The sequence below is a fragment of the Sulfidibacter corallicola genome, assembly GCF_017498545.1.
Lineage (GTDB): Bacteria > Acidobacteriota > Holophagae > Acanthopleuribacterales > Acanthopleuribacteraceae > Sulfidibacter > Sulfidibacter corallicola.
The window spans coordinates 10,577,648-10,602,257 of sequence record NZ_CP071793.1 but is presented as its reverse complement, the minus strand read 5'-3'; the positions used below and the strand labels follow the sequence as shown (position 1 = coordinate 10,602,257).

Sequence of the window (24,610 nt, the reverse complement as noted above, 5' to 3'; positions counted from 1 at the left end):
TCGAAGAAGCGATTGCATCACTGGGCAGGAAATGCCGGGGGTACCTTTTTCGTGTTTTTTCGTGTTTTTAGTGGACAGGTTTTAGTGGACCTGTTTGCGGATCACGTCGATCACATCCAGAAGCTGGTGGGTGCTGCCGGTGGCGCGCTTCACCAGCAGTCCTCCCTGCAGCGCGCTCAGGAACATGCGCGCCAGTTGGTGGGACGTCCCTCCGAACCGGAACTCTCCGGCAGCCTTGCCCGCCGTCAGGATTTCTTCCAGCCAGCGCTCGTGGGCTGCGAAGAATTCCCGCACCTCGGCCTGCATCTCCGGACCCAACGCCATGAACTCTCCGGCCAAAGCGCCGCAGAGACACACCTTGTCGCCACTCTCGCCGAAATCGAGGTACGGCGTGAAGTAGAATTCCAGGGCGTCGCGGTTGGACTTGTTCGGGTCGTGTTGGATGCCCTGCATGGCACCCAGGAAGTACTGGTGATAACGCTGGATCACCGCTTTTCCCAACTCGAACTTGCTGGCGAAGTGGTGGATGATGCTGGGTTTCTTGATGCCGACGATTTCCGCGATATGTTGAAAACTCATGGCGCAGAATCCACGGGTTTGTATCAACTCCTGTGCGGTATCCAAGATGCGGGTGCGTGTATCGGTCATGGGCTCATTGTAGCGTTCCTTGCCGCAAATGACCACGTTTAACCCAGAAAACGCAGTCAGTTCCGCCGACGATGGAACGATGGCTACCTGCCGGATGGCGGATCCAACTATGGGTCGGGTAGGGGATGTCGTCCACCCGAAGATCCCCGGACAGGACCAGGATTTCTTCGCCCCCCTCGACCGCGTTCGCGGGGACGGTGACACCGGCTTCCAGGCGCTCGAGCGTCACTTCCTCCGAGTTTTGCGAGCTGGTGAAGAGCGGCATGCGCCAGTAGCCCTCGATTTCCGTCGCCACCCAGGCCCTGGCGTGGGTGTCCACCATGACTTGCGGCTCGCCGGTCGGGGCCATTTGACCCAGCTTGACGAAGATGGTGCAGCCCTCCCTGCTGAACGGTTCGTGGCGCGAGCCGGGTGGGTTGCGCACGTAGGTGCCTTCTCCGAAATCTCCGTTTTCGTCGGAAAAGGTTCCCTGCAGGACGAAATACTCTTCGCCACCCGGGTGGCGGTGGGCGGGAAAGGCGGCGCCCGAATCGTAGCGGACGATGGTGGTCGCCCGACCCGATTCCGCCGCCTCGCGTTCCAGCCGCTTGCGCATCACGCCCGGTTGGGGCGAGGCGACCCAGTCCAATTCATCCGTGTGGGTGCTGACGGCTTCCGTCAGGTCCATGTGAATCGATGCCATGGTCTCTCCTTTGTCAGAACGTGGCCACGTTGGGGCGTAGGTCGATTTCGTGGGTCCAGCAGGACGGTGGTTGGTCGATCAGGTGCAGGTAGGCATCCGCGATGGCTTCGGCATCCATGCACCGCTTCGGATCCATCTTGAACACCCTTTCGGCGCGCTCGCCCCAGATCACGCCGTCGATCACGGTGTGGATGACGTGAATGCCTTGCTTTCCGTACTGTCGCGCCAGGGCTTGCGCCAGGCCGCGCAGGCCGAACTTGGCCGACGCGAAGGCGGCACTTTTCTCTCCCGCCTTGACGGATGCCGTGGCTCCGGTGAACAGCAGCGTTCCTGCGCCGCCCTCCAGCATGTTCGGCAGGGCGGCCTGGGTGCACAGCATGCCGCCAAGACAGGCCGTACGCCAGACCGACTCGAACTGCTGAGGTGTGGTTTGCATGAAATCGTCCAGCAGAAGCTGGGCGGCATTGTGAATCAGCAGGGTGGTCGGTCCTTGCTCGGCGTGGATTCGATCGAAGGCCTCGCTCACCGCTTTCGGTTCGCCCACGTCACAGGCGAGGGCCAGGAAGCCCGAGGGGGATTCGGCCAGGCCCCGCCCGCCGCGGGACAGGCCGGTGACCCGATATCCACGGTCCAAGAGGCGTCGGGCCAGGAACTCGGACAGTCCCTGACCGAAACCCGTAATGACGGCGTTCTTCATGAAATGGCTCCCAACAATGCGAAGGCCAGCACCATCTGGGCGCCGAACCCGGCCAGGAACATCAGGGTTCGCGCGACCGGGACGCCGAAGGTCTGCATGGCGATGTGTCCCAGGCGTGCGTAGAAGTAGATCATCGCCGCCATTCCGGTTGCTGGTGTACTGACATCCAATACTGCCAGAGCGAGTACCAGGGATGCAAACACGACCAGGTTTTCGATGGCGTTTTTATGGGCGTTCATCAATCGGCCGGCCCAGACGGCCTTGGGGGTGAGATCGGCACCGGGATCGGCGATCGACGACCAGATGCCGAGTTCCACGAAGCGATTGAGAACGTAGGGGACCCAAACGATGGCGGTCATTGCGGCGGTCATGCCCAGCCAGAATACTTCTTTATGTTCCATGGAGATGTCTCCTCTTCAGTCTTTGGTGATCAGATCGAGAAGCCGTCGGTGAGGGCTTCGAGTTTGTTGCCGAAGGGATCGCGCACATAGGTCGCGTAGACTTCGCGGTGCGGGTAGGGACGTGGGCCGGGGGCGCCGTCGTCCGAACCACCGTGGGCCAGGACCGCTTCGTGGAAGGCATCCACCTGGGTCTTGTCCTTGGCGCGGAAGGCGATGTGGGTACCGTTGCCGCGCGTTGCCGTTTGTTGGTCGTAGGGCAGGATGGCGATGAACTGAATGAAATCGGTGCCGTAGGCGACCAGGCCGTCCATCTTGGCCATTCGTTTGACGTCCAGGCATGCCAGCACTGCATCGTAGAAGCGTGCGGCCTCGTCGATGTCGGACACACCGACACTCAAATGATCCACGATCATATCGAACCTCCATTGAATCGAACTGACATGCAATCTACCTAACGATTGGTAGGTAGTCAATCAAAATCTTGATTTTTTTGCCAGGTGGGCGCCGTGCTCGCTCGGTGAAGGGCGTTCCGGACCGATTGGATCGGATGGAGGGGATGGGACGGAATGGTCGGCCTGCGGAGGGCGAATTTAAAATAAACGGCTGTACGGTCGATGTATTCTGGTTCGGGGTTGAAAAGTGTACGGCTTATAAATTCTTAAAAATCATACCAAAGCGCGAGGTTGGGTGTATAATTAGGTAAATAATAAAAATAATCTATGTGTTTTTTATACAGCCGCGCTTCCAGGTGGTCGGCATGACTTCTTGACGCCATTCGTAAGGAAAAACCATGAAACTCGCTCTACCTTGCCTCTTTTTGTGCCTGGCGGCCACCTTTTCGGCCGTCGATTCGATGGCCACGGATATCGATCTCGATTTGACCGACTTGACGCTCGATGAATTGCTCAACATCGAAGTGAGCGTCGCCTCGCAGTTCAAGGAAACCGAGTTGGAATCGGGTTCCACGGTCGAGGTCATCACGAAGGAACAGTGGTCCCATTACGGCGCCGAGAACCTCGGTGACGTGATCGGTCACCAGCCGGGGGTCATGGTGTACCCCACCGCCTGGGGTGGCTCGGCCGTCGCGATTCGCGGCTACACCTCGAGCCTCTCCGTGCGTGGCATCGCGACGGTACTGGATGGGATCCCCCTCAATTCCCTCCGCAACGGAACGGGTCTGTACGACATCCGAAGCGTGGCCATCCAGGGTCTCGACCAGATCGAGATGATTCGGGGTCCCGGTTCGGCACTGTATGGATCGGACGCCTTTCACGGCGTGATTTCGATGAAGACCTATTCCTCGGACCAGAACAACCTGGAAGCGGGTATCAGTCTTTCGTCCGAAGAATTCCGACATGTCAACCTGGGGTTCACCCGGGTTTTCAACAACCGCTATACCTTCGAATTGTCTCTCGCGGGCATCGACCAGGGCGATCAGGGCATCGAATACAACTATACCTCGCCCTTTACGCGAATGGTGGAAACCTCGGATCGCGAAAACAGCTTCGAGGCCTACACGGCCGCCGTCAAGCTACGGGCCAAGCACAAGGACACCTTCAGCACCGATTACGCGGTGTATTTCAAGGGTCACGATTCGGTGGAGAGTGTCAGCGGCGGACAGAGCCTGTCGGGCAACAGCATTTTTCTCGATCGCGACATCACCGACGGGATTCAGGATACCGTCATCGCCAAGGTCGGTTTCAACTGGGACCTGAAGAACAGCGTCAACGTGCAGGGGAAACTGTATTCCTGGGAAGACGAGGTCGAGACCTTCACCGACTTGTCGACGATTCCCACGGTGGGCTTGGGCGGTGAGAACATCGTCGAGGAAGAACAATCCGGTGTGGACCTGGTCGTCAAGCAGTCGGAGAATCCCTGGAACCTCCAGTGGGCCATCGGCTACAGCTACAAGACGATGGAAGTACCCGAGGAAGTCAGTTACTTTACCACCGGACCCGATCGCATTCGGGTCGGCGAACAGCCGATCTTCCTCAAAGGGGTGGATCGCGATATCAACAGTTTGATCTACGAGGCGAAGGCCAAGTTCCTCAAGAACAAGTTCCAGGTCCTGTTCGGCGGGCGTTACGACGATTACTCCGATTTCGGCGGCCAGAATTCGCCGCGCTTCGGCCTGATCTACATGACGACGCCCAAATCCTCGTTGAAGGCCCTCTACGGTGAAGCGTTTCGCGCGCCGACCGCTGCCGAATTCCGCGGCACCATCCTGTTCAGGGGCAGTACCGATCTCGCGCCGGAAGTCATCAAGACCTTCGAAGCCGTGTTCCAGTACCAGTCGGATTCGTGGAAGTTGAACATCACGGCCTTCCGAAGCAAGTGGACCGACGGCATCATTTTGGTGCCCATCGAGCATCCGATCTTCACCAACGAGTATCAGAACGTGGGTGAGAACGAGTCGGACGGTTTCGAGATCTCCTTCAAGGGGGGGCAGAAGAACTGGCGATGGGACCTCAACGGGTCGCGCGTGGAAAGTGAAGCGATCTTCGCGTCGGGCGCGGTTGGGTACGACGCCTTCCCGAAATCGCTCGTCAACTTCAACCTCGGCTATGTGTTGCCCAAGCACAACCTGGATTTTTATCTCACCAACCGTGCCTGGTTCGACGCCACGGAAGGGCCGACGACGGGGCTGGTGCCCAATCCCAGGGACTTGGACGATTTCTATGCTACCGACCTGAGCGTGACTTGGACGGCCAACGACAAACTGCAACTCCAGGGTGCCATTCGGAACCTGTTCGATCAGGACAATTTCGTGCCCTCGGTTTGGAACGCGGAGAACGGCCATCAGACCCTCGGTCAGTTCTTGCACGTGCGCCTTAACTACAAGTTCTAATAATTTGGAGGGGAGGCTCCGTAGCTGCAGGGGACTCGGGCGTAAGTTCTTTTTTACCACAGAGTCCCCAGAGATCACGGAGAGAGTCACACTTTGTTTGAGGAGGTGCTTTTTTCCTGTCAGGGGTGAAAGGCTCGAGCGGTTCCTTGTTAGGTCACGGAGGAAACGCAGTTAAATGATTGATGTAGGCTGTTGGAAGTTTTGTTGTGAACTTCCAAGAAACCATCCCATCCTGGCTCACCTTTGATGATGCGGAATTCGTTCGTGCATCACGCAGGTTGACACGAACTCGGAACCCATTTTCGGATCCTGCGCATAATGGCTTTTCCAAGATCGGCGACCTTTCTAGTGGAGGCTTTCGGGGTAGGGCTTTGTGATCCGGGTGTCTTGTTGAAACTATCTAATGCCCATCCAAAAACGAGCCAATTTCTACAATCCAAGTGGGCCGACTGGGTGGGTACGCGATCAAGCGTCAGGTTTCAGCAAGATGCTTGTTCGAAGGTATTTAGCTGATACCTGACGCCTGGTTACAGCTTGCATTGGAAACTCGAAGGATCCAGAGGATCTCTATCAAAAAAACCTGTTTCTGGATGGACACTATCTAGATAGTCCTTGTTCGCATCGAAGATAAGAGAATAACCAGGTTGTTTTGTTCTGGTGAGAGGTTGTCTCTTTGACTGATTCGTGCCTTTCTCGGTGAACTTCCGAGAAACCACCTGGGTCATTCTTCCAGAATATGGCGAACAGAGCTTCCTCCGGCTCTTTGTCTTTACCTCCGGGAACTCCGGGAACTCGGTGGTAAAAAAAGACTTATGAATCAAAAACCCTGCGCCTACGGAGAACGCCCCTCCGGAGACTGGGCGGGATCGTACTTGAGAACCGGTTCCTCTTCCTTGGGCGGGAAATAGAAGATCACCTCGCCCGGCCGACCGAACCCGTATTCGGCCCGACCGATCGCCTCGATCTTGCGCGGGCTCGTTTTCAGCGCCTGGATCTCCTGGCGGAGCTGGGCGTTTTTTGTCTCCAGCTCGTCCCGTTCCTCGATCAACTGCTGGTATTCGGTTTTGACCTGCATGTTCATCAGGAGTCCGGCATCCCCGAACAAGGTGCTCGCGACAAAGGATAGAAAAAGCAGCAACGCGATTAAAAACAAGACCTTGCGTTGCCGATCGCGACGTTCGATATAGCGTTCGGTGGAAGCTGCTGGCATGAGGAGTGACCGGATGAATGAAATGGAGACGGTGCCGATGACGGGCCGGAAGGTAGTTCCGGCCCGTTGGGGTTCCGCGGCACTAGGCCTCTTATTATAGCGGTCGGCTGGTGAAGCCCAATACCCAAGTCTTGGTTCCGCTTGGGTGGAGATGGGCGACGTATCGGCAGGTCTTACCCGGTGCAGAACCGCAGGAGGTCGAGAATGTCGATCCGTCCGTCGCCATCGCGATCCGGCGTGACCGCCTCATCGGCGTCCAGGCTCCATTCCTGCCAGGGGCCGAGGCCTTCGCCGGACAGGGTGATGTCGCTGCTGTTGATGTTGAAGAAGATGTTGCCCGTGCCCATGACCTTGATGCGGCCGGTCTGATTACAGCCGATCGGGGCGGTGATGGTGGCTTCCCCGTCGTTGGGCTCGTTGGTGGCGACTGGGATGAAGGTCTGGCCATTGTCGTCCGTCCACAGGATGTCGACGGTCGTAGCGTTGATCGGGGCCGCGTCCGTGTTGGCCACGTTCCAGGTGACCGTCTGTTGTGAGCCGGCTTCCCATTGGGTGGGAGAGCTTTGCGAGGTCACGACGAAGGGGCCTGCCGTGTTGGAGACTTGCAGCACGACCTCGTCGAAATCCACGCCGCCGCCTTCGACCACGTTGTCACGGCCCGTGACGCGGAAGGTCAATTCACGGGTGGTGGTGGGCAGGTGTTCGCCGATGTTGGTGGTGCCGGCCAGCAGGTCGCTCCAGCGCGGGAAGGTGCGGCTGGGATTCGTGGTCGGGTTGAAGCTGCGGAACAGGGGGACTTCGCCATCGTCGATGCCAGGCGCGGAGGCGGGACCCAAATCGAATTGCTCCCAGCAGTAGGTGATGTCGTTACCGTCGCTGTCGGTGCCGCCGGCGGTCAAGGTGAAGGGTGTTCGGGCCGGGATGTTGAAGCTGTCGCCCGCCTCCATGTCCGGTGCCGCGTTGTCGATGACCGCCACCTGCGCGCAATCGCCGCTGCGGTGGGTCGTCTCGTAAAACTGGCGAATGCTCTCGATATGGAAATAGGGATCGCTGTTGTTCTGCAGGTTCTGGCCGCTGCAGATCCCCGCGTAGCCTTGAATGGTCGAGGCGCTGCCGGGTTCGTAGGCGTGGGCGCCGGAACGGTTGCCGCCGGAGCAGTTACCGCTGGTACCGTTGAAGGTGTGGCTACCCCCGAACTGGTGACCCAGCTCGTGGGCCACGAAGTCGATGTAGAACGGATCGCCGATCGGATTGCTCAGCCCGGTTTCGCCGCGGGCCTTGCCCGACGTACAGATCACCCCGAGACCGGCGAGACCGCCACCACCGGTGGTGAACACGTGACCCACATCGTAGTTTTCGAACCCGATGACGCTGTCCAGGTTGGCCTGGTTCTGCGACAGCAACAGGCTGGGATTGCTATTACTGTAGGGGTCGGTAGCTGCGTCCAGATAGACGATGTCTTCGTTGTTGGGGATCAGTTCCATGTGAACGGCGGCGTCGATGTTGTAGACGCTGTTGACGCGATTGATGGCGGTTACGATCGCCGCCATGGCCAGGGGCACGGTGCCGCCGTGGAAGGTCGCGTATTCACCGGTACAGGCGACGGCCAGACGGTAGGTGCGCATCTCGCCCTCGATGGGAATGCGCGCGGCATCGTCGCGGGGGGCCACATCCGGCAAGGCGCCGTCGAGATCGGTGACATGGCAGATGAAGTCGTTGTCGACCGGAATGAAGTGGCGACGGTAGTAACTGGTGTAGATATCGTCCTGGTGGCGGATGTACGGATCGACGTAGTAGAAATCGCCGTCCAGTTGCCGAACCATCGCGTGGAAGCCCTGGCTGGTCAGGTCGCCGTAGAGAATCGAACGGCCGTCGGCGGTGCGGCCGGTAAAGGTTTGGATCTCGGGAAAACGCACGGCCAGCTCCGGAGACATCGTCTTCCCGGGGGTGAGCTCGAACAGATCCATTCGGCCGCTGGGATGAGGTACGGCCAGTTGCAGGGTGCCCTGGCCGCGAGCCACTTCGTCCAGGCGGGCGAGATGGTCGCGAAGATCGGGAACGGAGAGGATGGTGAGTCGCTTTTCTTCCGCATCGATCGCCCGGTCGATTTGACTGTCCAGATCCCGTTCGCTGATGTCTTGCCAGAAAGAGGCACTGTCGGGGGACTGCGCGAAAAGAACCGCGGTCCAACCCAGCAATAACAGAACCAGCGGAAGCCGCCCGATTCCACGTATGTGCCTGTATGTGGTTTGTCTCACTAAGTTGTTCTTGCAGAACGGGTTGTGTTGATTGGTGTGTTCGCTACTCAAAAAATTCTCCCCCTCTTTTTCCTGATCTTTACCCATCATTTTCTTACCTTCGGGTTGGACATTCAATAGTATAGGTTGGTGAACCCGAAGATGCGAGCCCTGCCGTGAGGCGTGATCGCGACATGAACCGCGTTCCGGTCATGCATGCCCTCCTAAACGAGAAGGGGGGCTTGTGCACCCATGGGTGCGGGGAACGCCGAAGCTGCTGTCAACGAGCCGTTACCATTCAGTAATTTTTTTGCCAAAAGTCCACCATATCGAGAACAGGATGAAGAAGTGTGTGCGACGTCACGAATGCCGGTGGCGAAGGCGTTCGGACCGCATGGGCTTTGAAGAGGTCTCCAATTTCCTCTTGGTCTGTGATAGGTTAGTAGGTGGGGTACCGGTTCTCTGTGAGAACCGGATATGGTTCTTTCATAAATCAATCCGAGACGGCAAAGGAGCGAAGCTACCATGCTAATCAAGCTTCTTCTCTTGAGCGCTGTTGTTTCTTACGCCAACACCTCCGCCGTGATTTCCCACAAGACTGCGATTCCCCGCGTAGGACAGGAGGGTGTTCAAAAACCAATCGTAACCCGCATGGTTTACCCCAAATACCCCGAGGCCGCCAAAGGACTTGGCATTCAAGGCTATGTGTTGCTTCAGGGTGTATTTCGCGCTGACGGACGTATAGAGGGTCTCGAAGTGATTCGAACATTGGGGCGCGGACGTTACGGTTTCGAGGATGCTGCCCTTCGCGCTGTGAGGAGATGGAAATACAAGCCGGGGAAAGTGAACGGCGAACCGGCGGATGTACAAGTGACCCTTAGGATTAACTTCCGAATCAAGGATGCCTGATTCACGACAGACAACCGTCCTTGAGAGCATGGCGGCGAACGACACGGTTCGCCGCCTTGGTCTTTTTTGGGGGAGAGAATCGGCGGAGCCGGGGCCATTTACCGATGACGATCGATGAGGCGCCCGTGACGACGCGAAGATGGGGATTCTGGACGGTATGACCCAAACCCCGCCAACACATGAGAGAGGGTCCGATCTTGGCCGGTGACACAATAAAAGCCCGGAGTGCCGTCGAGCGGGGCGACGTGCGATCGAAGAATGGTCCATCTCCCGACGATTTGGCGCGATTGACGGACCTAAACGCCGAGGTGACGGCTGCCGCCGCGGCCGTGGCAACGGTCCATCGTGACCGGCTCCAATGTCGCCGCGGTTGCAGCGGATGCTGTGTCGATGGGTTGACCGTGTTCCGCATCGAGGCCGATCTCATTCGCGAACGTTTTGCGGACCTGCTCGGCGCGGGAGAGCCCGGACGCGAGGGCGCCTGCGCCTTTCTCGACGCCCAAGGCGGCTGCCGCATTTACGAGGTGCGTCCCTACGTGTGCCGTACCCAGGGTTTGCCGCTACGCTGGCTGGAGGAGGACGAGGAAGGCTGGCTGGAGTACCGCGACATCTGTCCTCTCAACGAGCCGGGCCCACCCCTGGAGGAGCTGGACGAGTCCGACTGCTGGACCATCGGCCCTTGGGAAGGCCGCCTGGCCGAGCTCCAAAAGCACGTCTACGGCGATCGCGGTCGCGTCCGGTTGCGGGAACTTTTCGACAAATCATCATCCGAGAAAGCGGGGGAGTAGCGTTCATGCTGTATTTCGCCTACGGATCCAACCTGTTGATCGAACGGCTCCAGGCCCGCACCCCTTCGGCGGGGGAGGCCGGCACGGGCATCCTGCGAGGCTTTCGCCTCGAGTTCCACAAGATCGGCACCGACGCGTCGGCCAAATGCGACGCCTTCGAAACGGGCGACGAAACGGATTTGGTATACGGCGTTTTGTACCGGCTGAGCGACGCGGACCGGAATGTGCTGGACGAGATCGAAGGGGTCGGCCACGGCTACGAGGTCATCGAAGTGGACGTGGAGACGACGGCCGGTGCGGTGACCGTCTTCACCTACGTCGTCGACCCGGCCTACATGAACCCCGAGCTCCCGCCGTACCGCTGGTACAAGGCTTTCGTCCTGGAGGGCGCCCGTCAGCACGGCTTCCCGGAGGCGTACGTCGCCGCGATCGACGCCGTCCCCGCCATCGCCGATCCCGACGTCGAACGCGCGGCACGCAACGCCCAGGTCCTGGCTCGGGCCCTCAAGGCACCACCGGTAACAAAAGAGCCGCCTCGTCGCTGAGCCCGCCCTCGTCGACCACCCGCACGATGAGGGTGATTTGGTCGCCCGCCTCGACGCCCACGATCGTCGCGACCGCGATGAACGGACTCGGGTTACCTTGTTGATCGAACGTGAACTCCGTTCCCTGGCGGGTGGACGACCCGCGAAAGGTGAAACTCAGATCGGCGGTCTGCTGCTCGGCGTCCGAGGAGTCGATGGCGCTCAGGGTTACCGTCACCGGGTCCGTCGGTGAGGGCGGGGCCGTGATCTCTCCCGAAGGCAGGCTGCTGAGCCGGGCGATCGGTGCGGTGTTGGAGGGGCTCTCGGTCACCGTCAGGATTTGAAAGGCCGTGTTCTGGGCGCCCACCGGGTCGGTCACGGTCAGTCGAAACGTCACCGTATCGCCCACCTGGCCGTTGCTCACCAATGCGGTGCGCAAGGGGCCGTCGCCTTCGAGCTCGGCCTCCACGTTGCCCACGTTCTGCACCCCGAAATCGAATTCGAGCTCTTCGAACGCGTGATCCGGGTCGCTGCTGCCGCGCCCGTCCAGAATCACGGTGCCGCCCGGCACTCGCAGTTCATTGGGTTCCGCGGTGAGATCGGCCACGGGCGCCTGATTCTCCTGCGTGTCGGTAATGGTCAGGATCTGGGTGGTGCTCGCCTCGTTGCCGTCGGTATCGGTGACGGTCACCGTGACCGGTATTCGATCGCCGAGCACGGCGTCGGCGACGGTCATTTGGCGCAGTGGCGATCGGCCGCCAGGAAGGTCGATGTCGCGTCCTTCGGGCGGCAGTGCCGTGAAGTCGAAGCGCAAATCGGAGAGGCCGTCTTCCTGATCGGTGGACTCGGTGGCGTCCAGGAGCACGGTGCCACCCGGCGCGGGCAGCGAGGTGGGATCCAGCCGCAACGATGGGACGGGAATGCCGCCGGTGCCCACGGTGACCTCGCGGCTGGTGCTGTCGGTTTTGCCGTTGCTGTCTCGCACGGTCAGGGTCACCAGAAAGCTGCGGCTGACCAGGTAGCTGTGCTGTACGGATTCGCCCGTACCGGCGCCGCCGTCGCCGAAGTCCCAGGTGTAGGCGACGATGGACCCGTCGGGCGCGCTGGATCCACTGGCATCGAAGCGCACGGCATCGCCGATGCGCGGATTGGTCGGCGAAAAGGTGAAGGAAGCCGTGGGCGCGGTGAAATCGCTGATCGTGATGGTGTTGGTGGCGAAACTCTGGCCGCCGTCGTTGTCGGTCACGGTAAGCAGAACCTGGTAGGTGCCTGGCCGAATGTAGCTGTGGCCCGCGGTGGGTCCGGAGACCGAAGGGTCGTTGTCCCCGAAGTTCCAGACATAGGATTCGATGCTGCCGTCGGCATCGGTGCTGGAGGTGGCGTCGAACACGACGCGCTCTCCGGTGCGCGGTGAGGTGGGCGTGAAAGTGAAAGCCGCTTCGGGAAGCTGGTTGCCCGCTACCGAAATCGTTTGGTTGCTCGAGGCCTTGGCCCCGCCGTTGTCGGTGACGGTGAGGACGACCGTGTACTCGGCGGCACCGGGGTAGGCGAAGGAAATGGTGGGCCCGCTGCGCGTGATTCCGTTGCCTAGCGACCAGGAATAAGACTCGATGCTGCCGTCGGGGTCGCGACTGCCCGTCGCGTCGAAAAACACGATGTCGCCCACGCGCGGGTTACTCGGGGAAAAGGTGAACTCGGCAACCGGCGGCTGGTTGGCGCCGACCGTCAAGGTTTGCGACAGCGAAGCCGCGGCCCCCTGATTGTCGCGCACCCGCAGCGATACCACAAAGGTGCCCGAGCGTTCGTAGCGGTGCTCGGCCGTGGCGCCGGCAGCGAAGGTCCCGTCGCCGAAATCCCATTCGTAGTCGAGAATGGTGCCGTCGGGGTCGGTGGATCCGGTGCCCGAGAAAAAGACGGTCTCTCCCTCGATCGGCGCCTGCGGGCTGATCTGGATGACCGGCGTCGGGGTGACGTTGCTGGTTACGGTCACGGGCTGGGTTTCGCTCAGGGTGCCCACGCGGGCCGTGACGTCCACGTTCGTGATGTCCTCGGGAATGGGACCCAGGAAGAGCACGTCGCGCACCTGACCCACCTCGTTGGTGAACAGGGTGCTGCCATTGCTGGCCAAGCGCCCGAAACTGGTGGAGAACACGGCGGCCTTGTTGGGCAGAGGCTCGCCGGCCGGGCCCAGCACCACCAGCGAGGCTTCGACCTGGCCGCCGTTGCGGGGAACGTTGGAGGGATTCAGCGACAGGTTGGCGGAACTGATTTCGATGATGCGGTCGACCACTTCGATGGTGACCGCCACGCTGCCGTCGGCACCGATGATGCCCGAGCTGGCGGTGATCGTGAACGAACCGATGGTGGCGTCGCTGGTGAACACCACCACCGCGCGACCGTCTTGGGTGGTGGCCTCGGGCGCGATGGAACCGCCGGTGGCCGCGAACTGAATGCGCGCGCCGTCCAGCACGGGCCGGCCGTCCTGCTTGACGGCTTGAACCGTGATCACCGAGGTGTCGCCGAAATTGAGAATGGTGGACGGCGAAGCGGTGATCGTGAGGATGACGTTGTCCTCGTCGAGCGAGGGCTCGCCTTTGGCGCAATGGAACAGCGATGCGACGGCCAGCAGTAACGCGATCAGCGGCATCGAACGTGGGGCATACGAGAAAACAGATTCCTTCATGGCAATCGACCTTTTTGCATATAAAAAAGAAACGGGTTTGGCGTGGTCACGCATTGTCGGGAGGCCCGGCTCAGTTCATCGAGCGGGCGGCGTCGCATCGTTTGGCGCTGCCTTGGGGTCGTCCGGGCGGGTCAGGGAAGCGGCGATCTCCTCTGCCGAGAGGTTGCCGACCCGAATCGGGTTCTCCGGAAACGCGAAGCGCACTTCGGGCAAGGTGGGATAGAGGCGTTGCACCACCAATTCGAGGGAGGCCGCTTCGATCAGCTTTGCCGAGCCGGACTCCAGCGGGAAATTGAGCAGGAGGCGATTGGTGAAGCCCATGCCCCAGTTGCGATCGAGGTGGTACACCCCGACCGGGACCTTTTCGCCTTCCGGTGTCACCAGGTAGATGTACCGATGCATCCCGTACATCAGGTGGTTCAGCCAGTTGGCGTAGGTATCGCGATCAGGATGCGCCGCCACGATGTCCCCTCGCTTTCGCTCTTCCGGCGGCAACGAAGGGTGCGGCGCCACCGTGAGCAGAAAGGTGGCGGTTCCCTGGTACTGCCTCAATTGCGCCTCGACGGCGGCCGGATCGATCGGTTTCTCCTGCTTGGCGCCCTCCAACAGTTCCCGGGCCGCCTGTAGCCAGGGCGGTTGGTAATCGAGCTGTAAGCGAAACGGCTCCTCGTCGTGAACCAGGCGATAGGGCGCGGCCTGCAATGACTGAAGGTGTTGGCGAAAACTCGGCTGCGGCGACGACTGGCAGCCCAGCAGGAGAACGAGCCCGAGCCAGTACCCGTGCGTGATGTACTTCATTTCTGTCGGTTGACCTCTTCGATCAAGGTGTCGGTGATGTCCACCGCGTCCGTGCCGTACAGGATGTTGCCCTCGGCCAAGGTGCCCCAGATCAGCGTGTAGCCTTCCTTTTCCGCGAAATCCGCGATCCGCTTGTTGAGGATCTCGAAGACCGGTTGCATGATTTCCTGTTCCTTTTGGCGCAGCTTGGTCACGGCGGCCGTTTCGTAGCGGTTCAGATCGCCTTCCAGCTTGGCCAACTCCTGGATGCGCTTCTTGCGTGCCTCGGCGCTCAAACCCTCCTGTTCCTTGAGGAAGGTTTCGTGGCCTTCGGTCATGCCCTTCTGCATCGCGCGCAGGTTCTCGTCCACGGATGCCTTCTCGGCGTCCAGCTTCTCGCGCGCTTCCTTGGCCAAATCGGTTTGGGCCAGGAGTTCGGCCGTGCGCACGAACCCCAACTTGAGGGTCTCACCGCCTTGCGGGGGACGCTGTAGGGCCATGAACAGGGCGGCCAGGGCGACCAGCAGGCTGAGGGGGGCGATCCATTTCATGTGACTTCTCCTAAATTACTGTGATGATGAGGGGTTGTCTTCCGGATTCGGCAGGAACTCGGGCAGCGGCGGGAAGGGATCCGGCGGCTGATCGGCAACCGGGAGGCGGGTTCCCTCCGGTGGCAGAACGTAGAAAACGGTGCCTTCGACCTCCACCTGCCACACCTGCCGGTGCTGGGATAACGGCGTGACCGTGCCCGACCAGTCGGGTGGCAGGGAGGCTCCGTGTGCCAGCGACCAGGCGGCGAAGCGGGCCTGGTTGCGGGGTTCCGGAGAGCGGTACAGATCCCGTTCGAGGTGGTGGTGGAACCGGAAAATCAGGGTCATGGCCAGGCTGATCAACAGTAGCGAGGCCAGAATGTCCATCAGGGCATAGGCGCGTGAGGTCACGGCGACACCTCCCAGTGGGTCACTACGCGACTGGTTGGCCGGGATACCGGCAGCCAGGGCGACCACAGGCCGGGCAAGGGTTCCAAGGTGATTTCCTTGACGAGGCCCTGGAAGCTGGTGGAGCCGTCCTGGGTGACCCAGTGATCGGCGACGATCGCGCCCTGGTGCCGCCCGCGGATGCCGATCCGGCCCGCGCTCCAAATCAGGCCCTGGGTGTCCACGTTTCGCGAGATCAGGATGCCGGCCTTGCGCCCATCGAGATGCCCTGCGGGACCCAGGGCGACCAGGGCTCCGGAAAACGAACCCTCACCCGAAAGGCTCAGCCCGCCGGCTCTGCGGCCGTCGGACTGCCAATCGAAGGCGGTGAAGCTGCAGGAGTCGCAGGCGAAGTCGCGGGCCTGAACGTCGATCACCGGCGCCACCAAGTGAACCTGGCTGCCCTCGAACGATCCGTGAATGCGGATGGCGTCACTGGCCACGATCCAGACGTCACGCCAGCCGGTGGTCCGCTCGAGGACCAAGTCGCCGTCGATATGCCAGAACGAAATGCCGCCGATGTTCACGGTTCCGGTGATCTTGGTCCCATCCGTAGCTTCGAACAAAGATAGTTCAGTTTCCTCCGGCAACTTGCGCAATTGCGTGGTTCCCGAGAGATCCCGGTGCTGGATGTCGGGAAACCACGTCGCAAGCGTCTCCAACCAATCCGGTTGGTCCTGGCGCTGAAGATGTTCGGCCAGCCTGGACCGATCCGGCTGATCGATAGAGCCCTGACCCAAGGAATCCAGCGTTACGAGGCGCTCCCTGGCATCCTCCGATATCGGACGGCTGAACAGGAAACGGCCACGGGTGCGCACTTGACCGCCGATACGCACCTGCTCGGGGTCCATCTCCAACGAGGCCGCCACTTCGGCGTATTGGGGCCAACCGCTGCCGACTACTTGCGCGGTGGTGACGTCCTGTCCGCCGGCATAGCCCCGCGAACGGACCAGCCAAAATGGGCCGAAGGGAAGCGCTTCGTATGCGAACCCGTTCTCGGGGGTGAACGTCAGGGTGCCCTTCGAGCGGGGACGCCCTCGGTTCAGGTCGCGCGTGAAGGCGTTGACCGCGTTGAAGCTGTTCAGTGTCGCCTGCTCCAGCGCCCACCAGCGGTATTCCACCTCGTGCACCATGCGGAACTGGCCCAGCATCAGGAACGAAAAGATGGTTAGCAGCAACAGGACCGCCAGCACGACGGCATAGGAAAAACCGGGTCTCATGGCGCACTCCCGCTGGGCAGGTAGTACTGGAACCGCGCCGTGGTCGCCTGTTCCCCGATGGTGGCCGTAAACGATGCCACCAAGGTGTCGTCCCGGATCTCGGTGTCGATCAGGCGCAAGGTCGGCTCGCCCGTGAATTGGTCGATGCCGTCGGCGAACACGCCGTCGCCGCCGAATGCCCAAGTTTCGTCGCGCAGGTCGATGGTGATCTTTTGGGGCGCGATGCTGACGGACTCCGCCCGCCAGAGCTGCCACTGGAGCGTGGCATCGACGCGCGTCAGCGCCAGGCGGAGCTTCACCTCGCGATCCACCCGGATCTGGCGCTCGGTTTCGTAGAAGAGCAGCAGCCCGGCCAGCAGGAGCACGGTGAAGCCCAGGAAGTGCGCAGTCTGCAGCTCGATCAGGGTGAAGCCGGGCCGCCTCATCGCAGCAACTCCCGACGGTTGCCCGCCTCGTCCTGGAACACCAGTTTCTCTTCGTCGCGGGCCACGAGTTGCCAGGGGCCGATCTCGTCACCCAGATGAAGGAAGGTCAGCCCTTCCGAGCTGCGCAGGATGAACAGCTCGCGGGCGTCGCCCTTGACGTCGCCTTCGATGAAGCCGGTGTATTCCAGACGGAACGGCGGCACCGGTTTGGGAGGCGGTGCCGCTTCGGGTTTCTCTTCCTCTACCGGCGGTTCGGCCGACCCGGTCAAATCCTGTCGGAAAAACGGTTCCCAGGTGGCGCCCAATTTTGCCGCCGCCTGGGTTTGGGCCAGGAGGCGAATGCGGTCGTGCAGATCCGGCAAGGCGTGTTCGGGAGCGGCCTCGTCCGTGCGGATTTCGTCTTCCGATTCCGATGGGTCCGTCCACAGCAGGCGCATGTTGTAGCCCCATACCGCGGTAGCCACCAAGATCAAGAGGAGAATGCGGCCCCGTTCGTTCATTTTTGGGCCTCCTGCCACATCAGCAGGTCCATGTGGGCCAGTAGTGCGCGGTCTTTGGGCTCGACCCGCAGTCGATCGATGCGGATCGGCAGGGCGTGGGTTTCCACCTCGTAACAGAAGTCGACCAGCGCGGCAAAGGAGCCCTCGGCGTCGAACGAGAGCTCGATGCCCGCCGCGTCCTCGCGCACGTGGACCTTGCGCAGGGCCACTTGGTGGCGGTCCGAGAGTTGGTGGATATCGCGAATGTAGGTCTGCTCGTGGTGGAAGGACGACAGCTCCGCCTGAACCGTGGCCAATTGATCCCGAAGCGTACTGTCCAGAGTTTCCCACACTTCCTGCTCGGCCAGTTGCCGGGCCACTTCGGCCTGCCTGACTTGGGCTTCGTAGGTTTGGCCCCGCTGCTCCGAAACCTGGCGGATCGGCTGCACGATGCCGAACCACACCAGCAGCGCCAGAAGGGCGAACAGCCCGACCAGGCGCAAGGTCAGCAACTGGAAAGGACGGGTGGCCGGCATCATCGCAGGACCCCTTCTAGCCGAACCGCGGTCGTGGAGGTGCCGGAGCGGCGGCTCTCGGTGGTCAATTCCTCGACGGCGAGGCTGCGCAGCCAGGCGAGGTTTCGGATGCGGTCGGTGTAGTCGAGCAGAGTTGTGGGGTCGGTGCCTTCGAGTTCCAGGGTGAAGCGGTTCTCCTGCCAGTCCAGGCGCTGCCACGTGATGTGACGTTCCGCGGCCTCGTTGGCCAACACGGTGACCCAATTGGAGATCGGAGCGTTGCGTCGGGAGAACCGCTGGATCCGGTACAGCCGGCCCCAAGTCGTGTTGCCGCGTTCCTGAAGGGCGTCGATGTGCTGGAGTTCCGCACTGTGGGCGGCCACGTACTGTTCGGCTGCGGTTTGTTCCGCCCGCAGTTTGGATGTGGCGCGCCCGCTCCAGAGCCACATGATGGCTGCCAGCACGACCGCCGCCGCCAGTGATCGGACCAGGATGGTTTGGGTACGTTGGAGGCGTGACCAAAGCGTGGTGGCGGGCCCTTCGAACGTCCACCAGCTTCCTGTGAATTCGGAAACCCAGTCTTCCAGTCGCTGCGAACCTGGCGGTGCGGCCGCCTGACTCCAGGACCACTTTCGGAGCAAACCGTGCTCATCGAAGGTGACGCGCAACGAATGATCGCGCCAGGCCAGTACCTGGTCACGGGGCCCATCGGGAGATTCCAGCGGGAGCCAGGCGAACGTGAGGGTCGCCGGGTAGGTTTCCTGGAGCGCTTCCATCTGTGCGGCGAATGGCGACGCCACCACGAGAACGAACTGCCTGGTTTCAAAGATGATGCGCTGAAATCGCCAGGCACCCGGTTGCAGGCCCAGCTCCTCGGCAGCCACGTCCATCGGCGGGCGCGGAGGTTCGGTTTCATCGATCAGACTCACGTAAAACTCCGGCGCCGGCACGACTTGTAGGTGCTGCCCGTCGCATTGGTGCGCGATCAAGTCCTCGAGCCCGGTCAGCGGATCGACCTCCCAAAAGGAACCCGCCACTTCCGTACCCGGGATCGACCAACCGTTGCGATCAATCCACAGTAGGCGCGTCATCGCTGCTCTCTCCCGTGGCGGTTTCGGTCTCTTCCGAGGCGGGCTTTTTCGAGGTCGGCGCTTCCGTCGGGGCCTCGGTATTCGAGGTGGTCGGCGGTGGGCCCTTTTTCTTCTTGCGCTGCCACCACTTGGTTTTTTTCTTCTTGATCAGTTCCTGCTGTTCGCGCACGTCCAGGGGATAATCCAAACCTTCGCGATGCTTGATGATCGTGACCGACTCTTCGTCGCCGTAGTAGACGTAGGGCGTCAGGTAGATCACCAGTTCCGATTGGGTGAAGTTCCGGTTCATGTTCTTGAACAGGTGGCCGAACCAGGGGATACGCGAGAGTCCGGGCACGCCGGTGGAGTTGCGGCGCAGGGCTTCTTCGATCAGGCCGCCGAGGATGATGGTCTGGCCGTTTTTGAGGCGCACCGTCGACTGCAACCGCCGGGTGGAAATCGGCGGCGGCACGTTGTCGTTCACTTGGCCGAGAAAGGTGTTGAAGACGGGTTCTATATAAGTAGTGATCTCGCCGCTGGCGGTGACCCAGGGAATCACCCGCAGCGAGATGTTGGCCTCCACCGTCTCGATGCGTTGGGTGACCTGGGTGATGGGGCTTTCGTCCCCGACCAGCGTTTCGCTGCTCAGCAGGATCGACTGGGTTTCGCCCACTTCGATGTAGGCTTCGTGACCGCTGAGCGTGGCGATGTGGGGTTTGGAGATGATCTGGGCCTTGCCCTCCGTCGCCAGGGCCTGGATGCGCACCAGGAAATTTGAGGGGAGCCGCGTGATGCGGAAGTTCCCGTCCGATTCGCGGTTGCCCTCGACGGTCACGTCCAGGTTCGGGAAAAAACTGTTGTCGCCGTTGGCGATGGACAGGCCCAGGTCGGTGGCGTTGTCCGTCTTGAAGTCGACCACCAGGGCCTGGATCAGCACCTGTGGCACCGGTTTATCCAGCCAGGCCAGTCGTGATTTGATCTCCGAGATCACGTCCTGAGTGGCGGTCACCAGGAGCGCGTTGTGCTCGCGGATCAGGGTGATCTGGGCGCTCACCGACTCGGATATCTCCAAATTGGTGCGGATGTTCTGCGGCGTGTTGCGCGCTTGCGGGCTCACCCGCGGTTGGGTCGCGGCTCCCGTTCCGACGACGGGCGAGGTCGCTGGCCCCGATCGGAGTGCCCGGTTCTGGCGCTCGAACGGCGTTTGCCGGTTCTGGGTCTGGCTGCCGAAATAGGACGGCCGGTCCGGCAGCGCGAAGGTCTGGAAGAGGCCCACTTCGCCGCTCAGGTAGGCCAGCACGTTCTGGGCGTTCATGTGGTGAACCACGATCATTTCCGAGGAGGTCAGTTCCGGCCGCGATTTGGCACCGACCAGATAAATGCCGTCTCGCAACTTGTAGCTGTAGGGCGTGCCCAGAAACAGCTTGGCGAGCACATCCTCGTAGCTGGCGTCGCGCAGTGTCAGCGCGACCGCGCCGCCTTCCGGAGCATCGAGCTGTTTGACCGAAGATTCCGCCAAGCGGGAAGCGGCTTCGAGGGCTTCGCTCAGCGATGGTGCCTCTAGCCGACCCTGAAACCACCGGCCGTCGAACGTCACCGCGGGTGCGGCTTGCTCGGGCGGCTTCTCTTCCAGTTTGGGTCGAGGTCCACGTTGGGGTGGAGGATCCGAATCGCGGATCACCTGGAAAAAACCCTCCTCTTCCACGACGACCAACTGATAGGGCCGGAGCAGGGCGGTCAAGGCGGTGGTGAGCGGCAGGTCGGCCACGAACCCCGTGATGGCCGTGTCCAGATTGGGCATGGTGATCAGGTTGGTGCCGGTTTTTTGCGTGACCTCGCGGAGCAGGGTGGTCAGGGGGGCGGCTTTGGCGTCGACGCTCAGGTGCCCGGCTTCCGAATCGAAGCGGACCTCAAGCTGGTAGGCCGGTGCCGAGGGCTTGTAGAAGTGGAAAATGTCCCCGGTTTGGCGCCAGGTGAGGCCGTAGGTGGCGCAGACGTACGACAGAAATTCATTGACCGAAATATCCGAAAAGTTCCCCGTGACCACGACGTTGGCGCTGTCTTCCACCACGATGTTGAGCGCGAAATTCTTACGCAGCGATTCGGCGATGATCTGGAAGCGCCGCTCGTTGCCCTTGCCCCGGATTTCCAGGGTGAATTCCTGGTTGGTTTCGGGCGGGAGGAACGGGTGCACCTCGGTCACCGCTTGGTTCGGAGGGTTTTGCCACCCCAGGCAGCTCATGAGCAGGAGCCAAATCATCGTGTCAACTTCCTTCTTGATCGGAAACGGTCGGGCATTGGGGTCTACAGCAGCACGATTTCGCGCAACAGTTCGTCCAGGCTGGTCAAGCCCCTGGCGGCAAGTGCAAGGCCGTGTCTCACCATGGGTTGGTAATCGGAGGCAAGCCGTCGAAGCTCCGGTTCCGGCTTGCGGTCGTGAATTGCGTCGCGAATCGCGTCGTTGATGGTGAAGGCTTCGAATACGCCACATCGGCCTCGATACCCAGTCTGTTGGCACCGCGGACAATCTCTTCCGTTCCAAAAGGTTTCGGAGGCTTCCGCGGGCAAGTCGTATTTGCGGATCGTGTCGGCACTGCGCGTATCCTCGGCCTTGCAGTCGGGACAAAGGCGCCGCACCAGGCGTTGGGCCACCACCAGGTGGAGTGCCGAGGCCACCAGGTACGGTTCGGCGCCGATGTCGATCAGCCGTGGAACGGCACCGGGGGCCGTGTTGGTATGAAGGGTCGAGAGCACCAGGTGACCGGTGAGCGAAGCGCGAATCGACATGTCGGCGGTTTCCCCGTCGCGAATCTCGCCGACCATGATGACGTTGGGATCCTGGCGCAGAAAGCTGCGCAGCGCGTCGCTGAACCCGTAACCCAGTGCCGGCCTGACTTGGGATTGGTTGAGCCCGTCGATCTGGTACTCGATCGGATCTTCGATGGTCATGATGTTGAGCTGGTCGTTCTTGATTTCCTGGAGGGCGGCGTACAGGGTGGTGGTTTTGCCGGAACCGGTGGGGCCGGTGACCAGCACGAGTCCGTGAGGGCGTCCGATGCCCTCGCGAACGGCCGCTTCGATCGGCTCCGGCATGCCCAGCTTTTCCAGTTGCCACTGCCCTTGGCTTTGGTCCAAGACCCGGATCACCAGCTTTTCGCCTTTTCCCGTGGGTATGGTCGAGACGCGAAAGTCCACGGCCCGGCCACGAACGGTGATTTGAATTTTGCCGTCCTGGGGGCGGCGTTTTTCGGCGATGTCCAGGTCGGCCAGCACCTTGACGCGCGAGATCAATTCATCGCGATACTCCAGCCCGAAGTCTCGCACCACCTGCAGCCGACCATCCTGGCGGAAGCGGACCTGGACGCGGTGGGTGCGCGGCTCGACGTGGATGTCGCTCGCACCGGTCGTGACGGCTTCGGTCAGCAGTTCCTGGACCCAGCGCACGATTTTCTCGTCGCCATCCTGATGGGATTCCTGCGCTTCGGGGTGATCGATGCGCGCCCAGGCCGTTTCGTCCAGGTAGGTCAGTTCCAAACGGCCTTCGGACAGAAAGAGCAGCCAGTGCTCCAGCGGTTCGGAGAGCCGGTTCACGGCAAAGGCGTGCAGCCCCGCGTCGGTGTGATGGAGCTTCAGGCGGTGTTTTTCCAGAAAGCCCGGCGCGAACATCTGGGTGAGATCGGTGGTCATCGGGCCTCTTCTTGAATCTTGCCGGTGTGGTCCATGGAAAACGCGGCGAGGTCCTTGACCTGGGGCAGCGCTCTGGCGGTGTAGCTGTTTTCGTCGGCGCGTTCGATCACGATCAGGTACCGGGCCCGGCCGTTGCCCTGGTCGTCGATCAGTTCCTCTTGCTCGAAGCCCAGTTGGTCCAGGTCGGCGCTGTACTTCTTGTTCTTCAGGTAATGGATATTTTGGAGTTGGTAGACCTTTTCAAGGGCGAGTCGGGCCTCCAGTTCCATGGCCTGATCGGTGGTTTTGCCGAATTTGGGAATGGCCAGGGCCGCCAAAAGCCCGACCAGAATGATGACCACCAGCAACTCCGTGAGCGTGAATCCGAGTATCGGATGCTGACGACGGGATTTGGAAAAGGGACCTTGGGACATGAGTCGTACTCCTCGGGGCGGGCGGTGCCGGTGCCGATCGGCAAGATGTACCGACGGCACAGAGGCGCCCTCATGACTTAATGGCGGAAAGTGGCGCCGCTGAGAATATCGAAAAGTGGCACGTAGAGTGCGATCAGGATGCCGCCGATGACCAAGCTCAGAAAAACGATCAGCAGCGGTTCGAACAAACTGGTGAAGCGGTCCAATGAGCGCCAGAGCCGGTTTTGGTATTGCTCGGCCAGGAAGTGGAACGGGTCGGCCAGCCGCCCCGTTTCCTCGCCGATGCGGACGAGCCGCAGCTCTCTTTCGGGGAGCAGGTTGCGGCCACGCATCGCCGCCGAGAGCGCGTCGCCCTTGAGCACGCGCTCGGCGACCTGGGAGAGTTCCCGGTCGAGGCGCGGGTCGGGGGTCAGGCCCACGAGCAGGTGGACGGCCTCGTGAATGCGCACTTGGGCGGTCAACAGGTTGGCCAGGCTCTGGGTGACGTTCAGGATGCGGAGGGTGCGGAGAAAGGGGCCCAGGAAGGGAATCCGGTCGATCACCTGGAAAAACCAGGGGCGGCGGTGCCAGCCGCGATGGCGGCCGAAGAGCACGAGAGCTGCCGAAGCCGGCAATATCAGCCATCCACCCGAGCCGAAGAAATCGGTCGTGGCCGTGAGAATTCGGGTCGCCAGAGGGAGTTCCAACAGATAGCGGGCGAACAACGTGAGGAACATCGGAATGACGTACAGCGTGAGCACCGCCACTGCGGCGATGGTAACGACGAGCACGAGGCAGGGATACATCAGTGCGGTGACCACTTTCGAACGGATGCGGGAAAGGGCCTCGTAGTACCGTGCGATTTGGAGGGCGGCCGTGCCCAGCTCGCCGGAGGCTTCGCCGACCTCCAACATTTTCAGGACCAGGTGATCTTCGTGCGGGTTGCTCTCCCGAATGCAGCGGGACAGGGGTTTTCCCGCCTGGATGCCGGTTTTCCAGGTTTGGAGGAGTCCTTGTTCCTGCGCCGTTTCCAGGGAGAGGAGGTCGAGGGCATCGTTGAGCGCCACGTCGGCCTCCAGAAGCGCACCCAGTTCCGAGAAAAGGCGGCACTTTTTGTCGAGGTCCAAACCCTGGCGCCAGGTCAAAGGCCGAGCGGACAGCAGGGACCAGCCCTTGGTCTGACAACGCTGCTGCAGAGCTGCGCTGTCCGCGGCGTGTGTCCAGCCCGAAACCTCGCGACCAGAGGCATTGATTGCAGAGAAGGTGAATAGCGGCATTCAGGTGTGAAAACCTTTTGTATTCGATGTCCCATGCTCGAGCGGCATCATCTCCATGACGTTGATGAGGGCTCGGCATATATGGCCTATTCAACGTATCATGAAATGTCTAAAAGACGATAAAAAAACTAAAAAATGTGTTTTACTTGATTGATGTGTGGTCT

Annotated in this window: 24 protein-coding genes; 4 read left to right on the top strand and 20 right to left on the bottom strand. The window is 61.1% G+C overall.

All coding sequences use genetic code 11. The features are described 5' to 3' along the window. Nucleotides 1-81 precede the first annotated feature (81 nt). From J3U87_RS31765 to J3U87_RS31745, 5 genes are read right to left on the bottom strand one after another with little or no spacing between them, the layout of a single operon-like run. A complete protein-coding gene (locus J3U87_RS31765; RefSeq protein ID WP_237379830.1) occupies nt 82-648 on the bottom strand; it encodes a TetR/AcrR family transcriptional regulator in 567 nt (188 codons plus the stop codon). Nucleotides 649-652: 4 nt separating this feature from the next. Then, the gene (locus J3U87_RS31760) at nt 653-1,330 is read right to left on the bottom strand and encodes a cupin domain-containing protein (RefSeq protein WP_237379829.1); all 678 of its coding nucleotides are present in this window, start codon (nt 1,328-1,330) and stop codon (nt 653-655) included. A gap of 13 nt (nt 1,331-1,343) precedes the next feature. Further along, the gene (locus tag J3U87_RS31755; RefSeq protein WP_237379828.1) at nt 1,344-2,027 is read right to left on the bottom strand and encodes an SDR family NAD(P)-dependent oxidoreductase; all 684 of its coding nucleotides are present in this window, start codon (nt 2,025-2,027) and stop codon (nt 1,344-1,346) included. Next, on the bottom strand, nt 2,024-2,428 hold the full coding sequence (locus J3U87_RS31750; RefSeq protein ID WP_237379827.1) for an MAPEG family protein: 405 nt from the start codon (nt 2,426-2,428) through the stop codon (nt 2,024-2,026). The genes J3U87_RS31755 and J3U87_RS31750 overlap by 4 nt, the downstream gene beginning before the upstream one ends. Nucleotides 2,429-2,457: 29 nt before the next feature. After that, nucleotides 2,458-2,841 carry a VOC family protein gene (locus tag J3U87_RS31745; RefSeq protein WP_237379826.1) on the bottom strand — a complete coding sequence of 128 codons (384 nt, stop codon included), beginning with the start codon at nt 2,839-2,841 and terminating at the stop codon, nt 2,458-2,460. Nucleotides 2,842-3,218: 377 nt separating this feature from the next. Here J3U87_RS31745 and J3U87_RS31740 point away from each other — a divergent pair, with 377 nt between their 5' ends. After that, nucleotides 3,219-5,276 carry a TonB-dependent receptor plug domain-containing protein gene (locus J3U87_RS31740; RefSeq protein WP_237379825.1) on the top strand — a complete coding sequence of 686 codons (2,058 nt, stop codon included), beginning with the start codon at nt 3,219-3,221 and terminating at the stop codon, nt 5,274-5,276. An 832-nt stretch (nt 5,277-6,108) separates the two neighbouring features. Here J3U87_RS31740 and J3U87_RS31735 read toward each other — a convergent pair. Both J3U87_RS31735 and J3U87_RS31730 read right to left on the bottom strand, forming a co-directional pair. After that, the gene (locus J3U87_RS31735; RefSeq protein ID WP_237379824.1) at nt 6,109-6,486 is read right to left on the bottom strand and encodes an FtsB family cell division protein; all 378 of its coding nucleotides are present in this window, start codon (nt 6,484-6,486) and stop codon (nt 6,109-6,111) included. Nucleotides 6,487-6,659: 173 nt separating this feature from the next. Then, on the bottom strand, nt 6,660-8,684 hold the full coding sequence (locus J3U87_RS31730) for a reprolysin-like metallopeptidase (RefSeq protein WP_237379823.1): 2,025 nt from the start codon (nt 8,682-8,684) through the stop codon (nt 6,660-6,662). 564 nt (nt 8,685-9,248) lie between these two features. Between J3U87_RS31730 and J3U87_RS31725 the strand changes: the two genes are divergently transcribed. The 3 genes from J3U87_RS31725 (at nt 9,249) to J3U87_RS31715 (ending at nt 10,965) form a co-directional block, all read left to right on the top strand. Beyond that, complete coding sequence (locus J3U87_RS31725; protein WP_237379822.1) at nt 9,249-9,632, top strand: energy transducer TonB; 384 nt, start codon at nt 9,249-9,251, stop codon at nt 9,630-9,632. 287 nt (nt 9,633-9,919) lie between these two features. Continuing rightward, nucleotides 9,920-10,420: a YkgJ family cysteine cluster protein gene (locus J3U87_RS31720; protein WP_237379821.1), complete on the top strand. Its 501-nt coding sequence runs from the start codon at nt 9,920-9,922 to the stop codon at nt 10,418-10,420. Nucleotides 10,421-10,425: 5 nt separating this feature from the next. Next, entirely contained in the window at nt 10,426-10,965 is a 540-nt protein-coding gene (locus J3U87_RS31715) for a gamma-glutamylcyclotransferase family protein (protein WP_237379820.1), read from the top strand. Here J3U87_RS31715 and J3U87_RS31710 read toward each other — a convergent pair. The 13 genes from J3U87_RS31710 to J3U87_RS31650 form a co-directional block, all read right to left on the bottom strand. Beyond that, nucleotides 10,925-13,627 carry a PKD domain-containing protein gene (locus tag J3U87_RS31710; protein ID WP_237379819.1) on the bottom strand — a complete coding sequence of 901 codons (2,703 nt, stop codon included), beginning with the start codon at nt 13,625-13,627 and terminating at the stop codon, nt 10,925-10,927. The two genes, J3U87_RS31715 and J3U87_RS31710, sit on opposite strands and share 41 nt — an antisense overlap. 75 nt (nt 13,628-13,702) lie before the next feature. Next, entirely contained in the window at nt 13,703-14,425 is a 723-nt protein-coding gene (locus J3U87_RS31705; protein ID WP_237379818.1) for a hypothetical protein, read from the bottom strand. After that, nucleotides 14,422-14,955, bottom strand: coding sequence for an OmpH/Skp family outer membrane protein (locus J3U87_RS31700; protein WP_237379817.1), 534 nt, complete (start codon nt 14,953-14,955; stop codon nt 14,422-14,424). Before J3U87_RS31700 ends, J3U87_RS31705 begins: the two co-directional genes overlap by 4 nt. Before the next feature lie 15 nt (nt 14,956-14,970). Beyond that, on the bottom strand, nt 14,971-15,345 hold the full coding sequence (locus J3U87_RS31695; protein ID WP_237379816.1) for a hypothetical protein: 375 nt from the start codon (nt 15,343-15,345) through the stop codon (nt 14,971-14,973). Next, nucleotides 15,342-16,601 carry a hypothetical protein gene (locus J3U87_RS31690; RefSeq protein WP_237379815.1) on the bottom strand — a complete coding sequence of 420 codons (1,260 nt, stop codon included), beginning with the start codon at nt 16,599-16,601 and terminating at the stop codon, nt 15,342-15,344. The genes J3U87_RS31695 and J3U87_RS31690 overlap by 4 nt, the downstream gene beginning before the upstream one ends. After that, a complete protein-coding gene (locus tag J3U87_RS31685; protein ID WP_237379814.1) occupies nt 16,598-17,026 on the bottom strand; it encodes a hypothetical protein in 429 nt (142 codons plus the stop codon). The genes J3U87_RS31690 and J3U87_RS31685 overlap by 4 nt, the downstream gene beginning before the upstream one ends. Then, nucleotides 17,023-17,526, bottom strand: a complete 504-nt coding sequence (locus J3U87_RS31680; protein WP_237379813.1) for a hypothetical protein — start codon at nt 17,524-17,526, stop codon at nt 17,023-17,025. Before J3U87_RS31680 ends, J3U87_RS31685 begins: the two co-directional genes overlap by 4 nt. Next, on the bottom strand, nt 17,523-18,044 hold the full coding sequence (locus J3U87_RS31675) for a hypothetical protein (protein WP_237379812.1): 522 nt from the start codon (nt 18,042-18,044) through the stop codon (nt 17,523-17,525). Before J3U87_RS31675 ends, J3U87_RS31680 begins: the two co-directional genes overlap by 4 nt. Then, a complete protein-coding gene (locus J3U87_RS31670; protein WP_237379811.1) occupies nt 18,041-19,111 on the bottom strand; it encodes a hypothetical protein in 1,071 nt (356 codons plus the stop codon). Before J3U87_RS31670 ends, J3U87_RS31675 begins: the two co-directional genes overlap by 4 nt. Then, nucleotides 19,089-21,350: a hypothetical protein gene (locus J3U87_RS31665; RefSeq protein WP_237379810.1), complete on the bottom strand. Its 2,262-nt coding sequence runs from the start codon at nt 21,348-21,350 to the stop codon at nt 19,089-19,091. Before J3U87_RS31665 ends, J3U87_RS31670 begins: the two co-directional genes overlap by 23 nt. A 44-nt stretch (nt 21,351-21,394) precedes the next feature. Beyond that, the gene (locus J3U87_RS31660; protein ID WP_237379809.1) at nt 21,395-22,777 is read right to left on the bottom strand and encodes a GspE/PulE family protein; all 1,383 of its coding nucleotides are present in this window, start codon (nt 22,775-22,777) and stop codon (nt 21,395-21,397) included. Then, nucleotides 22,774-23,190, bottom strand: coding sequence for a type IV pilin protein (locus tag J3U87_RS31655; RefSeq protein WP_237379808.1), 417 nt, complete (start codon nt 23,188-23,190; stop codon nt 22,774-22,776). The genes J3U87_RS31660 and J3U87_RS31655 overlap by 4 nt, the downstream gene beginning before the upstream one ends. A 77-nt stretch (nt 23,191-23,267) precedes the next feature. Continuing rightward, nucleotides 23,268-24,446, bottom strand: a complete 1,179-nt coding sequence (locus tag J3U87_RS31650) for a type II secretion system F family protein (RefSeq protein ID WP_237379807.1) — start codon at nt 24,444-24,446, stop codon at nt 23,268-23,270. Nucleotides 24,447-24,610 lie beyond the last annotated feature (164 nt).

What these genes read in the sequence shown, in the direction of transcription:
- J3U87_RS31665 (WP_237379810.1), bottom strand. Translation starts at nt 21,350, where the DNA reads ATGATTTGGCTCCTGCTCATGAGCTGCCTGGGGTGGCAAAACCCTCCG.
- J3U87_RS31760 (WP_237379829.1), bottom strand. Translation starts at nt 1,330, where the DNA reads ATGGCATCGATTCACATGGACCTGACGGAAGCCGTCAGCACCCACACG.
- J3U87_RS31680 (WP_237379813.1), bottom strand. Translation starts at nt 17,526, where the DNA reads ATGAACGAACGGGGCCGCATTCTCCTCTTGATCTTGGTGGCTACCGCG.
- J3U87_RS31690 (WP_237379815.1), bottom strand. Translation starts at nt 16,601, where the DNA reads ATGAGACCCGGTTTTTCCTATGCCGTCGTGCTGGCGGTCCTGTTGCTG.
- J3U87_RS31750 (WP_237379827.1), bottom strand. Translation starts at nt 2,428, where the DNA reads ATGGAACATAAAGAAGTATTCTGGCTGGGCATGACCGCCGCAATGACC.
- J3U87_RS31710 (WP_237379819.1), bottom strand. Translation starts at nt 13,627, where the DNA reads ATGAAGGAATCTGTTTTCTCGTATGCCCCACGTTCGATGCCGCTGATC.
- J3U87_RS31725 (WP_237379822.1), top strand. Translation starts at nt 9,249, where the DNA reads ATGCTAATCAAGCTTCTTCTCTTGAGCGCTGTTGTTTCTTACGCCAAC.
- J3U87_RS31700 (WP_237379817.1), bottom strand. Translation starts at nt 14,955, where the DNA reads ATGAAATGGATCGCCCCCCTCAGCCTGCTGGTCGCCCTGGCCGCCCTG.
- J3U87_RS31715 (WP_237379820.1), top strand. Translation starts at nt 10,426, where the DNA reads ATGCTGTATTTCGCCTACGGATCCAACCTGTTGATCGAACGGCTCCAG.
- J3U87_RS31675 (WP_237379812.1), bottom strand. Translation starts at nt 18,044, where the DNA reads ATGATGCCGGCCACCCGTCCTTTCCAGTTGCTGACCTTGCGCCTGGTC.
- J3U87_RS31745 (WP_237379826.1), bottom strand. Translation starts at nt 2,841, where the DNA reads ATGATCGTGGATCATTTGAGTGTCGGTGTGTCCGACATCGACGAGGCC.
- J3U87_RS31755 (WP_237379828.1), bottom strand. Translation starts at nt 2,027, where the DNA reads ATGAAGAACGCCGTCATTACGGGTTTCGGTCAGGGACTGTCCGAGTTC.
- J3U87_RS31740 (WP_237379825.1), top strand. Translation starts at nt 3,219, where the DNA reads ATGAAACTCGCTCTACCTTGCCTCTTTTTGTGCCTGGCGGCCACCTTT.
- J3U87_RS31765 (WP_237379830.1), bottom strand. Translation starts at nt 648, where the DNA reads ATGACCGATACACGCACCCGCATCTTGGATACCGCACAGGAGTTGATA.
- J3U87_RS31650 (WP_237379807.1), bottom strand. Translation starts at nt 24,446, where the DNA reads ATGCCGCTATTCACCTTCTCTGCAATCAATGCCTCTGGTCGCGAGGTT.
- J3U87_RS31705 (WP_237379818.1), bottom strand. Translation starts at nt 14,425, where the DNA reads ATGAAGTACATCACGCACGGGTACTGGCTCGGGCTCGTTCTCCTGCTG.
- J3U87_RS31735 (WP_237379824.1), bottom strand. Translation starts at nt 6,486, where the DNA reads ATGCCAGCAGCTTCCACCGAACGCTATATCGAACGTCGCGATCGGCAA.
- J3U87_RS31655 (WP_237379808.1), bottom strand. Translation starts at nt 23,190, where the DNA reads ATGTCCCAAGGTCCCTTTTCCAAATCCCGTCGTCAGCATCCGATACTC.
- J3U87_RS31685 (WP_237379814.1), bottom strand. Translation starts at nt 17,026, where the DNA reads ATGAGGCGGCCCGGCTTCACCCTGATCGAGCTGCAGACTGCGCACTTC.
- J3U87_RS31670 (WP_237379811.1), bottom strand. Translation starts at nt 19,111, where the DNA reads ATGACGCGCCTACTGTGGATTGATCGCAACGGTTGGTCGATCCCGGGT.
- J3U87_RS31660 (WP_237379809.1), bottom strand. Translation starts at nt 22,777, where the DNA reads ATGACCACCGATCTCACCCAGATGTTCGCGCCGGGCTTTCTGGAAAAA.